Annotated in this window: 10 protein-coding genes; 5 read left to right on the plus strand and 5 right to left on the minus strand. The window is 73.2% G+C overall.

Annotated elements, in window-relative coordinates; all coding sequences use genetic code 11:
- Positions 1-14: 14 nt before the first annotated feature.
- Positions 15-2534 (minus strand): valine--tRNA ligase, encoded by a 2520-nt coding sequence (gene valS, locus IE99_RS0109425; RefSeq protein ID WP_030166824.1) that lies wholly within the window; start codon positions 2532-2534, stop codon positions 15-17.
- A gap of 128 nt (positions 2535-2662) precedes the next feature.
- On the opposite strand from valS, the gene IE99_RS0109430 reads away from it, so the two are divergent.
- Both IE99_RS0109430 and IE99_RS0109435 read left to right on the plus strand, forming a co-directional pair.
- A complete protein-coding gene (locus IE99_RS0109430) occupies positions 2663-2950 on the plus strand; it encodes a DUF4235 domain-containing protein (protein ID WP_030166827.1) in 288 nt (95 codons plus the stop codon).
- An 87-nt stretch (positions 2951-3037) separates the two neighbouring features.
- Positions 3038-3619 (plus strand): maleylpyruvate isomerase family mycothiol-dependent enzyme, encoded by a 582-nt coding sequence (locus IE99_RS0109435; RefSeq protein ID WP_030166830.1) that lies wholly within the window; start codon positions 3038-3040, stop codon positions 3617-3619.
- 6 nt (positions 3620-3625) lie between these two features.
- On the opposite strand, the gene IE99_RS0109440 is transcribed toward IE99_RS0109435, so the two are convergent.
- Both IE99_RS0109440 and IE99_RS0109445 read right to left on the minus strand, forming a co-directional pair.
- Positions 3626-4489 (minus strand): hypothetical protein, encoded by an 864-nt coding sequence (locus IE99_RS0109440; protein WP_425423808.1) that lies wholly within the window; start codon positions 4487-4489, stop codon positions 3626-3628.
- Positions 4490-4502: 13 nt separating this feature from the next.
- A complete protein-coding gene (locus IE99_RS0109445; protein WP_030166837.1) occupies positions 4503-4799 on the minus strand; it encodes a DUF4193 domain-containing protein in 297 nt (98 codons plus the stop codon).
- Between the two features lie 437 nt (positions 4800-5236).
- Between IE99_RS0109445 and IE99_RS0109450 the strand changes: the two genes are divergently transcribed.
- Together IE99_RS0109450 and IE99_RS30185 are read left to right on the plus strand one after the other, a co-directional pair.
- Complete coding sequence (locus IE99_RS0109450; protein WP_030166840.1) at positions 5237-6904, plus strand: serine/threonine protein kinase; 1668 nt, start codon at positions 5237-5239, stop codon at positions 6902-6904.
- Positions 6905-6971: 67 nt separating this feature from the next.
- Positions 6972-9770: an ABC transporter substrate-binding protein gene (locus tag IE99_RS30185; RefSeq protein ID WP_051712316.1), complete on the plus strand. Its 2799-nt coding sequence runs from the start codon at positions 6972-6974 to the stop codon at positions 9768-9770.
- On the opposite strand, the gene IE99_RS0109460 is transcribed toward IE99_RS30185, so the two are convergent.
- The gene (locus tag IE99_RS0109460; protein ID WP_245623128.1) at positions 9771-11126 is read right to left on the minus strand and encodes a sensor histidine kinase; all 1356 of its coding nucleotides are present in this window, start codon (positions 11124-11126) and stop codon (positions 9771-9773) included.
- The gene (locus tag IE99_RS0109465; protein WP_030166849.1) at positions 11123-11776 is read right to left on the minus strand and encodes a response regulator transcription factor; all 654 of its coding nucleotides are present in this window, start codon (positions 11774-11776) and stop codon (positions 11123-11125) included. Before IE99_RS0109465 ends, IE99_RS0109460 begins: the two co-directional genes overlap by 4 nt.
- 236 nt (positions 11777-12012) lie before the next feature.
- On the opposite strand from IE99_RS0109465, the gene IE99_RS32395 reads away from it, so the two are divergent.
- Positions 12013-12189: a hypothetical protein gene (locus tag IE99_RS32395; protein ID WP_169744409.1), complete on the plus strand. Its 177-nt coding sequence runs from the start codon at positions 12013-12015 to the stop codon at positions 12187-12189.
- Positions 12190-12224 lie beyond the last annotated feature (35 nt).

Raw genomic sequence — 12224 nt, forward strand, 5'->3', positions numbered from 1 at the left:
TTCACGACCCCGGTTCAGGTCGCGAGCGTGACGTCCACGGTCAGGGTCGCGGGCGCGTCCTCCAAGGCCAGGTCGGCGATGCGGCCCGCCGCCGCGAGGTCCGCGCGGGCGATCCGGACGACCTCCGAACCGCGGACGACGGCGCGCGCCACGTCCGCGCGCATCGACGCCTTCGCCGCCGACTTCACCTTGCGGACCTGGCGGAGCGCCTCGGCGGTCGCGGTGAGGACCGCCGGGTCGCCGCCGCCGGGCAGCTCCCCGGCCGACGGCCAGGACGCGGCGTGCACCGAGCCGTGCCGCCACCACGACCAGACCTCCTCGGTGACGAACGGGAGGATCGGCGCGAACAGCCGCAGCAGCACCGACAGCGCCGTCCGCAGCGCGGCCCGCGCCGACCGGGCCTCGTCGCCCTCGCCGTAGGCGCGGGCCTTGACGAGCTCCAGGTAGTCGTCGCAGAACTCCCAGAAGAACCGCTCGGTGCGCTCGAGGGCCCGCGCGTAGTCGTACCCCTCGAACGCCTCGGTCGCCTCCCGGACGACCTCCGCCAGCGCGGCCAGCATCGCCCGGTCGAGCGGCGCGGTGACCCGCGCGTCCGGCGCGGCCTCGCCGAGCCCGAGCACGAACTTCGACGCGTTGAGGATCTTGATGGCGAGCCGCCGGCCGACCTTGATCTGACCGGTGTCGAACGCGGTGTCGGTGCCCGGCCGCCCGTTCGCCGCCCAGTACCGGACGGCGTCCGACCCGAACTCCTCCAGTAGCGCGATCGGCGTGACGACGTTGCCCTTCGACTTCGACATCTTCTTGCGGTCGGGGTCGAGGATCCAGCCGGACAGGGCCGTGTCCGTCCACGGCAGCGACCCGTGCTCCAAATGCGACCGGACGACCGTCGAGAACAGCCAGGTGCGGATGATGTCGTGCCCCTGCGGCCGCAGGTCGAACGGGAACACGCGCGAGAACAGGTCGGTGTCGCGCTCCCAGCCGCCGGCGATCTGCGGGGTCAGCGACGACGTCGCCCACGTGTCCATGACGTCGGGGTCTCCGATGAAGCCGTCGGGCTTGCCGCGCTGGTCCTCGGTGAAGCCGGGCGGGGCGTCCGACGACGGATCGACGGGCAGGGCGTCCTCCGACGGGACGATCGGCGCGTCGTACAGCGGTTCGCCCGACCCGTCCAGCCGGTACCAGACCGGGATGGGGACGCCGAAGAACCGCTGCCGCGAGATCAGCCAGTCGCCGTTGAGGCCCTCGACCCAGTTCTCGTAGCGGGCCCGCATGTAGCCGGGGTGCCAGCGCAGCTCCCGGCCGCGCCCGATCAGCTCGGCGCGGACCGCCGTGTCGCGCCCGCCGTTGCGGATGTACCACTGCCGCGTCGTCACGATCTCGAGGGGCTTGCCGCCCTTCTCGTAGAACTTCACCGGACGGGTGATCTTGCGCGGCTCGCCGTCCAGGTCGCCGGAGTCGCGGAGCATCTCCACGACCCGCTCCTTGGCCGAGAACAGGGTCTTGCCGGCCAGCTCGGAGTACGGGCCGGCGGGGACGCCCTCCGGCGCGTCGGCGACGAGGCGGCCGTCCCAGCCGACGACCGCGCGGGTCGGCAGGTCGAGCTCCCGCCACCAGACGACGTCCGTGACATCGCCGAACGTGCAGATCATCGCGATGCCGGACCCCTTGTCGGGCTCGGCGAGCCGGTGCGCGAGGACCGGGACCCCGACGCCGAACAGCGGGGTGCGCACGGTCGTCCCGAACAGCTCCCGGTACCGCTCGTCGTCGGGGTGCGCGACGAGCGCGACGCACGCGGGCAGCAGTTCCGGACGCGTCGTCTCGATGTAGACCGGGCGCTCGTCGCCGTGGAACCGGAGCCGGTAGAACGCGCCGGGCTGCTCCCGGTCCTCCAGCTCGGCCTGCGCGACGGCCGTCTGGAACGTGACGTCCCAGAGCGTCGGCGCCTCGGAGACGTACGCCTCGCCGCGCGCCAGGTTCCGCAGGAAGGCGCGCTGCGACGCCCGGCGCGACTCGTCGCCGATCGTCGTGTAGAGGTGGTTCCAGTCGACGGACAGGCCGACCCGGCGCCATGTCTCCTCGAACGCCTTCTCATCGACCTCGGTGAGCCGCTCGCACAGCTCGATGAAGTTCCGCCGCGCGACCGGGACCTGCCGTTTCGGGTCGGGCTCGGCCGGCGGCGCGAAATCGGGGTCGTAGGGCAGGGAGGGGTCGCAGCGGACACCGAAGTGGTTCTGGACGCGGCGTTCGGTGGGCAGGCCGTTATCGTCCCAGCCCATCGGGTAGAAGACCGCGCGACCGCGCATGCGGTGGAAACGGGCGACGGTGTCGGTGTGGGTGTAGGAGAAGACGTGTCCGACGTGCAGGGATCCGCTGACCGTGGGCGGCGGGGTGTCGATGGAGTACACCTCCTCGCGCGGCCGGGTCCGGTCGAAGCGGTAGACGCCCTTCTCCTCCCAGGCGCGTACCCACTTCTCCTCCAGGCCGTCCAGTGAGGGCTTGGCGGGAACGTCGGGGATACGCGGCTGCGATGTCATGGGCCAATGGTATTGACATCGGATCGTCCCGCATGCCGAATACCCGCCGCATGACGCGCCGATCGCCCCGCCGCCCGGAGCGGGCGTTCCGGTAGCGTCGGAGACGACAGGACGAGTGGAGGACGAACATGGCGGACAAGGGCGACATCGGCTGGCGGGTGATGGCCGGCGCCGCCGCCTTCGCGGGCGGCTTCGTCGCGAAGAAGGCCATCACGATGCTGTGGAAGAAGAGCACCGGCAAGGAGCCGCCGACCAACCCCGAATCCCCCGACGTGGCCCTGTCCGAGGCGATCGGCTGGGCCGTCGTGATGGGCGTCGGGATGGAACTCGCGCGGCTGCTCGCCACCCGGGCCGCGGCCAGGCAGTGGGCGAAGGGCACGGGCGAGCTGCCCGCGCATCTGAAGGTCGACGCCTGACAGCGCGGGGCGGGGGGCGAACCCCCGTCCCGGCGGGCGCGTGCGTATCGTGGTCGGTCCCCCGGAGCCACGAAGGGACCGACCACGATGCGCCTGCCGTTCGAGAACGAGCTGCGTGCCGAGCGCCACCGCCTCATCGCGACCCTCGACGACCTGTCCGACGACGAGTTCGACGCCGGGACGACCCTCTGCGCGCAGTGGGCTCCCCGGGACGTCCTCGGCCACGTCGTCGGCCTCGACTACCTCCTGTCCTCCTACCTGCCGTTCGGGCCGCGCGTGAACGCCGCGAACAACGCGCAGGCCGACCGCGCCCGCTCGCTCCCCCGGGCCCGCCTGATGGAATGGGCGCGGCACTGGGCCGACAACCCGTCCCTGACGAGCCGGCTGGGCGGCGCGATCATCCTCGGCGACCTCGCCATCCACCACCAGGACGTCCTGCGGGGCCTCGGCCGGTCCCGCGTGGTGCCGGACGCCGTCGCGACGGCGATCTTCCGGGAGGGGCTGCAGCTGAGCCTGTGGCTGAACCGGCGCGTGCTGCGCCACCGCCTCGTCCCGACGGACGGCCACCGGCCGGTGGGCCGGGGCCGCACGGTGACGGGCACCCGCGAGGCGCTGGGCCTCTGGCTGGCGGGCCGGGACGCGGTCGAGCCGGAGCTCACCTTCTCCTGACGGGGGTCAGGACGGGGGCAGGGGTTTCGGGACGAGACGGGGAAGGGCCCCGGGGCCGCGCAGGTCGTGGCGGACCTTGCTCGCCAGGGCCTTGGTCGCGGACCGGTTGAGGGTTGCGCCGGCGGCCGCGCCGGTGAGGAACGGCCCGAGGGTCGTCAGATGGCGGCCGAAGACGCGCAGCAGCCGCTTGCGCAGGGCGGCCTTGGCGGCGGAGCCGAGGGCGCTCGTGAGAGAGCCTTCCAGGGGGTTGACCCCACGCTGCCTGGCCCAGGCCGTGAGGAACGCCGCGCCGCGGGCCGTGCCGGTGCCGTGCACGGTGACGCCGTAGACCTCGTGCAGCTCCGCGATCATCTTGACCTCGATCGCGGCGACCACGAGCGTCTCGGCGGCGATCTGCGCGGGGGCCGTGAGCAGCAGCGGCGGGGCGGCGAACTCGGCGGCGGCGAGGGCGCCGCCGGCCGCGCCGACGGCGGTCGTGCCGTTGGCCGCGACCCGGACGATGCTCTCGGCGAGGGCCTCCCCGGTCAGGCCGCCGTGATGGGCCTGGAGTGTCTCCAGATCGCGGATGCGGATGTGCGGGGCGACCTCCACCATCAGGTCGGCCAGCAGGCGACCGCCCGCGAAACCCGCGGCGCCCGCCCGGCGGGCGCTCTGGCCGAGCAGCCTCGCCAGGCGCCCGAGGAGGCGGCCACGGGTCTCGCGGTCCATGTCGTCGTCGCCGGTGAGCCGCCCGATCAGCTCACCGATCTCGGTGGGGTCGTCCGGAAGCGGCGCCACGGCGCCGCCGTCGGGGGCGCCGGCGCGGTCCCCGCCGGCGTGGTCGCCGCCGCCGGGGTCGCGGCGGCCGTTCACATCACCTCTGTCCGTCACCGGCCACTCCCGGTCAGGCGGCGCATTCGCGGCAGACGGGCTGTCCGTTCTTCTCGGCCGCCAGCTGGCTGCGGTGGTGCACCAGGAAGCAGCGGCTGCAGGTGAACTCGTCGGCCTGCCGGGGCACCACCCGGAAGGTGAGCTCCTCGTTGGACAGGTCGGCGCCCGGCAGCTCGGCCACCTCACCGGCGTCGAGGTCCTCGTCGATGATGCTCGCGGCCTTGTCCGCGCGCCGGGCCTGGAGCTCCTGGAGACTGTCCTCGCTGAGGTCGTCGTCGGTCTTGCGTGGGCTGTCGTAGTCGGTCGCCATCTTCTATCTCCATCCCCCTCAGTGCTTTATGCGCCCCGTCGCGCGGATCTAACGCTCGGGGGGCCGTTCTTGTGCCCGATCCGGGCGGGAAATTCTGTCACGGTTGGTGAGCTGCGGCACACAAGGCGCAACCGTTCCCACGCGTGACACCCAGCCCCTGATCCAGCCCTCGCAAATGTGTCTTCCGTCACAAACCCGGCAGATGTCCCGACGTCCGATGGGGTCGGACATCCGGCGGGCGTCCCGGTACGGCGCGGGGATCATACCGGCCCCGGCGGGGTTGCGCGCGCCGACCGGGCCGCGCGCGGCGGGACGGCCTGAATCGGCAGGTCGACCGCCGAACCAGATCGTCCGGGACAACGTCTGAAGTAACGCGATATCGTGCCCGCCTGAGACTGGGGGCGGGCCCCATCACCGCGGGTCTATGGAGGAATCAGATGCCGGATGCCGCTCCGCTGGAGCCGGGCGATCCCAGGGCGCTGGGACAGTACGAGGTCGTCGGGCGCCTCGGCGCCGGCGGGCAGGGCGCCGTGTATCTCGGCAAGGCCCCGAACGGCGAGTACGTCGCCGTCAAGCTGCTGCACGCCCAGATGGCCAACGACCCCGCCGCGCGCGCCAGGTTCACCCGCGAGGTGGCCGCCGCGCAGAAGGTCGAGCCGTTCTGCACGGCGCGGGTGATCGAGGCCGACGTCCAGGGCGAGCAGCCCTACGTGGTCAGCGAGTTCATCGACGGGCCGTCGCTGCACGACGTGGTCGCCCACAACGGGCCGCTCGGCGCGGCCGAGCTGGAGCGGCTGGCGATCGGCACCGTGACGGCGCTCGCCGCCATCCACGAGGCCGGGATCGTCCACCGCGACTTCAAGCCGAACAACGTGATGCTCGCCTCGGACGGCCCCCGCGTCGTCGACTTCGGCATCGCCCGGACGGTCAACTCGCAGGAGAGCGCGGTCACCGCGACGGGCATGGTCGTCGGCACCCCCGGCTACCTGGCGCCCGAGCAGCTCACCGGCGCGCCGCTGACGCCGGCGGTCGACATCTTCGCGTGGGCCGCGACGATGGTGTTCGCCGCGACCGGCCAGTCGCCGTTCGAGGCCGACACGCTGCCGGTGATCATCAACCGGATCCTCAACGAGGAGCCGGACCTGTCCGCGCTGCCCGCCGGACCGCTGCGCGACCTGATCGGCCGCTGCCTGTCCAAGGACGCGGGCCTGCGGCCCCCGGCCGCCCAGCTGCTGCTGAACCTGCTGGGCCACGTCGGCGCGGCGCCGTCCGGCGCCGGCCAGGAGGACCTGCTCAACCAGGGCACCAGGATCGCCGCGCAGATGCAGGCGCCGCCGCCGGTCCCGCCGGCCCGGCACGCTCCGCCGCCGCAGTCGATCACGCCGCCGCCGATGCCGATGCACCAGCCCGCGCCGCACGGCCCGAACACCCCGCCGCCCCAGCCGATCACGCCGCCGCCGATGCCGATGTACCAGCCGGCGATGGCGCCGCCCGGCCCGGCGCAGCCGCACATGGGGCCGATGCAGCCGATGCCCCCGGGGCCGCTCCCGCCGGGGCCGGGCGGGTACCCGCCGCGCAAGTCCAGCTCGGCCGGGCCGATCATCGCGATCGGCTGCGGCGGGCTCGCGGTGCTGGTCGTCGTCGTGATCGTCGTGCTCGCGATCATCGGGGCGAACTCCGACGACGACCCGGACGACCCGTACACGCCGCGGGTGACGTACACGCCGACGGCGCCGAGCACGACCTCGACGAGCGGCGGGCTGATCGGCGTCTTCAAGGGGACGGGCAGCCAGCCCAGCGCCGACGCGGACGGCCGCAACTTCCAGGTCCAGTTCTCGCTGATCAGGACGTTCGGGACCGCGCGGTACACCTACACGGGCAACCACTCGACCTGCATCACGCGGCTCTCGCTGCTGTCCGGCGACGAGAACAGCTCGAAGCTGGAGTACCGCGAGGAGCCGATGGCCGGGATGGACCCGAAGGAGTGCGCCGCCGGGTACGTCACGTTCATCCCGTCCTCCAGCGGCAGCTCGATGCGGTGGGAGTGGCGGCAGTTGCAGTCCGCCACGTCGGCCGACGCGTACGGCTTCGTGATCAAGCAGTGACCGGGTCGCCGACCAGCTGACGACGCCCGCCCCGGCGACGCCCGCCCGCCCCCACGGAAGGACGCCGATGCCCGAGATCGCCCCGCTGCGCCCGGGTGACCCCGACAGGCTCGGTCCGTACCGGCTGACCGGCCTGATCGGGGAGGGCGGGCAGGGCGCCGTCTTCCTCGGCGAGGACGAGGACGGCGACCAGGTCGCGGTGAAGCTGCTGCACGCCCGGTTCAGCGGCGACCGCAAGGCCCGGTCGCGGTTCGCCGCCGAGGTGGACGTGGCGAAGCGGGTGTCGGCGTTCTGCACCGCCCGGATCCTCGACTCCCACGTCGAGGACGACCGGCCGTACATCGTCAGCGAGTACATCGACGGGCCGTCCCTCGCGGCGGTACTGGCGGAGGACGGCCCGCGCCGCGGCGCCGACCTCGACCGGGTCGCGATCGGCACGATGACGGCGATCGCAGCGATCCACCAGGCGGGGGTCGTGCACCGCGACTTCAAGCCGGCGAACGTGCTGCTCGCGGCGGACGGCCCGCGCGTGATCGACTTCGGTATCGCGAAGGCGCTGGACGCGACGGGCACGCTGTCCAGCACCGCGATCGGCACGCCCGCCTACATGGCGCCCGAGCAGATCTCCGGCGCGCCGGTCGGCCCGGCCGCGGACGTGTGGGCGTGGGGCGCGACGATGGTCTACGCGGCGACCGGGCGTCCCGCCTTCGGGCAGGACACCATCCCCGCGGTCATGCACCGGATCCTCAACCGGCCGCCGGACATGGACGGGCTGCAGGAGCCGCTGCGGTCGGTCGTCGAGGACTGCCTCGCGAAGGACCCGGCGCTGCGGCCCGGCTCCCTGCAGGTCCTGTCGCGCCTGCTGACGCTCGCGGGCAGCCTCCCGGCCCCGGCGGGCGCGCCGGAGGGCAACGGGGGCACGGGGATGCTCACCCAGGGCGTGGAGGCGGCCTCCGCCGACTCGGGGCGGCTCGCCGCCCTCCAGGCGCCGCCGCCCCCGCAGGCGACGCCCCGGCAGCCTTCCCAGCAGGCCGCGCATCAGGCTCAGCCGTCCTTCCAGCCGCCTCCCCCCGCCCCCGGGCCGCCGTCGACTCCCCCGCCGTGGACACCGCCGCACGGCACGCCACCGCACGGGGCACCACCGCCGGGCCAGGGTCCCGAGGGGGCGGTGCCGCAGGGCCCGACATGGCCGCAGGGCAACGGCCCCCTCATGGGGACGGGCAAGGCGCGGCCCCCCGCCCGCAGGCGCGGCATCGGCGTGCTCGCCGCCGCCGGCGGCGCCGCGCTGGTCGCGCTGATCGTCGCCGGGACCGCGATCACCGTCCAGCTCACCAAGGACCGCGACAAGGGGACGGAGGAGGGCCGGGTCGGCGGCGCGCTGGAGATGACGGCCGCGCAGATCTACACGACCGACGGCGAGATCGACCCGTCGCACAGCTACAGCGGCACCGAGCGGTTCATCGCCAAGCAGCTGTTCACCGGCCTGACCGAGCTCGGCCCGGACGGCGGCGCGCGGAACCGGCTCGCCACGTCCATCACCCCCGACGCGTTGTGCGAGAACTGGACGATCCGGATCCGCGAGGGGACGACGTTCAGCAACGGCGATCCGGTCGACGCCGAGGCGTTCCGGCGCGGCTGGTCGCGCAGCGCCGCCACGGCCGGCGGCGCGGGCCCCGTCCTGATGGCCGACATCGACGGCTTCTCGCAGGCCGCCCACAGCAGTGGCCTGACGGGCGTCACCGCGTCCGGGAACACGCTGACGGTGAAGCTCACGTCGGCGAACTGCGACTTCCCCGCCCGGCTGTCCGATCCGGTGTTCGCGCCCCTGCCGGACGAGGCCGGGGCCTCCGACGACAAGACCTTCAACCAGGCGCCGATCGGCAACGGCCCCTTCAAACTGGAGTCCTACCGGACGGGCACGGACGGCGCCGTCATCCTCGTCCGCAACGACACCTGGGCGTTCGGCAGGACGAAACTCGACCGGGTCGTCGTCAACCTGGTCTCGAGCTCGTCGGAGGCCCGGCGAAACGGCGACCTCGGCTGGGCGCACCTGGACTCCGGCGACTTTCCCTCGATCTCCCTGAACGACGTCACCACCGGCCCCGCGCCGTACACGCAGATGCTGGTGCCGCTCGTCAAGCGGGGGCCGATGGCGTCGAAGGACGCGCGGCTCGCCGTCTCCCACGCCCTCGACCGGAACCGGCTGAGCCGGGTCTACGGCGGCGTCTACCGCCCGGCACGCGCCCTCGTCCCGCCGGCCGTCCCCGGGCACGCGGGCGCCGCGACGTGCTCGGCCTGCGCCGGCCCGGACGCGGCGAAGGCGAAGGAGCTCGCCGAGCGGGCCGGGCTCGGGTCCGGCACGTCGATCCGGCTGTACGTCCAGGAGTCGACGACGGCCGAGCGGATCACCGACCAGGTCGCGTCGACGCTGCGGGAGACGCTCGGCTGGAAGGTCGAGCTGAAGAAGACCCCGGCGAGCCGCTACGACGACTTCCGGAAGGCCGTGGTCGCCGACGACGCGTCCGGTCTGGCCCTGTTCTCCTGGGGACCCGACTACCCGAGCGGCCACACGATGCTGTGGCCGCTGCTCGGCAGCACCGGCCTCGCCACCGCGGACAACCCCTACAGCAACTACTCCGGGTGGACGAACAAGCGGTTCGACGAGCTGATGGGGAACGCGCTCCGGAACCAGTCGATCGAAGGCCGCCGCAACGTGTTCCAGGAGGCGGAGAGGCTGGCCCTCGACGACATGGCGCTGATCCCGCTGCTGCACTTCGGGTACGCCGCCCGGATCAGCCCCCGGTACGTCGGGCTGACGCTCGACTACCACGGCGACCCGACGCTCGCGACCGCCGCCCTCAAGTAGTCAGGCGGGCGGCAGCCGGACGGTCACGATCAGCCCGCCGCCCGGACGCGGCGTCGCGTAGACGGCGCCGCGGTGCGCCAGCACCACCGACCGGACGATCGACAGCCCGAGCCCGGCGCCCTTCGCCGATTCGACCCGGTCGGCGTTCAGCCGCCGGAACGGCTCGAACAGCCGCTCCACCTCGTAGGCGGGGACGATCGGGCCGGTGTTCTCCACCTGGACGGTGGGGTAGCCGTCGAGGACGCCGGTGCGGATCCACAGCTCCCCCCCGTCCTCGTTGTGCTTGATCGCGTTGTCGACGAGGTTCGAGACGAGGTGCTCCAGGAGCACCGGGTCCCCGGCCGTCGGTCCCGCCGTCAGCTCCCGGTGGACGGCCACGGTGTTGTCGTGGTCGCGGCGCGCCGCGTGCTCCAGGACCGTCGCGGCGACCTCGGCGAGGTCGGCGGGCGTCCGGTCGGTCAGCTCCCGCTCGCTGCGGGCGAGCAGCAGCAGGCCCTCGATGAGCCGCTCGTGCCGGGCGTTCGTGGCGAGCAGGGTGCGGCCGACGGTGCGCAGGTCGTCGGAGACCTCGGGGTCGCCGAGCGCGACCTCCAGCAGCGTCCGGTTGATCGCGAGGGGGGTGCGCAGCTCGTGCGAGGCGTTGGCGACGAAGCGGCGCTGCGAGTCGAACGCCTCCCCGAGCCGGCCCAGCATCGCGTCGAACGTGTCGGCGAGCTCCTTGATCTCGTCGTCCGGGCCCTCCAGCGCGATCCGCTCGTGCAGCGTGGACTCCGACAGCCGGCGGGCGGTGGCGGTCACCCGCTGCAGCGGGCTGAGCGCCCGGTCGGCGACGAACCAGCCGAGCACGATCGTGATGATCCCGACCCCACCGAGCGCGACCAGGGACCGGCCGACCAGCTGCCGCATCGTCTGCTCGACGAACTGGTGCTGGAGCTCGGCGGCCTCCTCGTCGGTGATCCCGAATCCGATGACCTTGACGTTGCCGAGGATGTCGGCCATCAGCACCGACATGACGAACAGCAGCAGCGCGCCCGCCATGAAGAACAGCAGCCCGTACAGCAGGGTGAGCCGCAGCCGGACGCTCATCCGGCCGGGCAGCGCCTTCAGGTCGCCCATCGGGCCGGCGTCGGCGCGCCACAGCGCCCCCTTGCCGGCCGGCGGCGGCTGCGGGACCTGCTGGGGGCCGGGCCGGCGCCAGCGGCCGCGCCGGCCGCCCGCCTCGGCCTGCGGCCCGGTCTCCCGGACGCCGAGCGGCCCGGTCGCCCCGGTGGGCTCGGCCGTCTCGGCCGTCGTGGGGGCCTCGGCCGGCCGGGCGGCGGCGTCCGGTTCGGGGCGGGGGGCGGATTCCCTGGTCAAAGCCGGTACCCCACTCCCGGCACGGTCTCGATCACGGCGGGTTCACCGAGTTTCTTGCGCAGCGTCATCATCGTCACCCGGACCACGTTGGTGAAGGGGTCGATGTGCTCGTCCCACGCCTTCTCCAGCAGCTGCTCGGAGCTGACGACGGCGCCGTCCGCGCTCATCAGCACCTCCAGGACGGCGAACTCCTTGCGGGTCAGCTCGACCGGGCGGCCGTCCCGCAGCACCTCGCGGCGCGCGGGGTCGAGGGTGATCCCGGCGCGCTCCAGGACGGGCGGCAGCGGCGCGGCGGCGCGCCGCCCGAGCGCCCGGACGCGGGCGATCAGCTCGGCGAACGCGAACGGCTTGGCGAGGTAGTCGTCGGCGCCGATGGACAGCCCCTCGACCCGCTCCTCCAGCTCCCCGGACGCGGTCAGCATGATGATCCGGGCGGGGTAGCGCTGCGCGACGAGCTGCTTGCAGACGTCGTCGCCGTGCACCCTGGGCAGGTCGCGGTCCAGGACGATCACGTCGTAGGCGTTGATCCCGGCCCGCTCCAGCGCGCCCGCGCCGTCGTAGGCCACGTCCACGGCGAGCGCCTCGCGGCGCAGGCCGGTGGCGATCGCGTCGGCGAGCACGCGCTCGTCCTCGACGACTAGTACACGCACGGCGTCCCCCAGCAGTGGCAGCGCGAACCGACCTCCGGGGCGCTGTGATCCCCGGCACGTCCCATCGTCCCAGGTATGCCACGCGAGCCGTAAGACGTACGTAAACGCCTGTTCAGGAGCTCGTCGGCCGGACGACCTTACGCCCGCGCGCAAGGATCCTTGAAAATTGCAGGAGACACCTGGTTTACCTTCAGGTTAGTTCTGGGTAGGGATGGGCAGGATCCGGGAGGAGGCCCATGGGCGAGTTGTCGAACACGATTCAGCAGCGGCTCGAAGACGCCTACGCGTCGCTGCGCAGCGCCCACGCAGACGGGGACACCTACCTGGCGGACATCCGCCAAGAGGAGATCAACGAACTGCGCCGGATCGCAGCGAACCATGACATCGGCCTACCGCCGCCCCGCTGCGACTGAGCAGAAGCACCCCGCGAGGAGAGCCCGAGACGATC

The sequence above is a fragment of the Spirillospora albida genome (assembly GCF_000718255.1).
GTDB lineage: Bacteria > Actinomycetota > Actinomycetes > Streptosporangiales > Streptosporangiaceae > Spirillospora > Spirillospora albida.

Bases quoted from the DNA above. Each gene is read 5' to 3' on its own strand.
- valS (WP_030166824.1), bottom strand. From the start codon at position 2,534: ATGACATCGCAGCCGCGTATCCCCGACGTTCCCGCCAAGCCCTCACTG.
- IE99_RS0109430 (WP_030166827.1), top strand. From the start codon at position 2,663: ATGGCGGACAAGGGCGACATCGGCTGGCGGGTGATGGCCGGCGCCGCC.
- IE99_RS0109435 (WP_030166830.1), top strand. From the start codon at position 3,038: ATGCGCCTGCCGTTCGAGAACGAGCTGCGTGCCGAGCGCCACCGCCTC.
- IE99_RS0109445 (WP_030166837.1), bottom strand. From the start codon at position 4,799: ATGGCGACCGACTACGACAGCCCACGCAAGACCGACGACGACCTCAGC.
- IE99_RS0109450 (WP_030166840.1), top strand. From the start codon at position 5,237: ATGCCGGATGCCGCTCCGCTGGAGCCGGGCGATCCCAGGGCGCTGGGA.
- IE99_RS30185 (WP_051712316.1), top strand. From the start codon at position 6,972: ATGCCCGAGATCGCCCCGCTGCGCCCGGGTGACCCCGACAGGCTCGGT.
- IE99_RS32395 (WP_169744409.1), top strand. From the start codon at position 12,013: ATGGGCGAGTTGTCGAACACGATTCAGCAGCGGCTCGAAGACGCCTAC.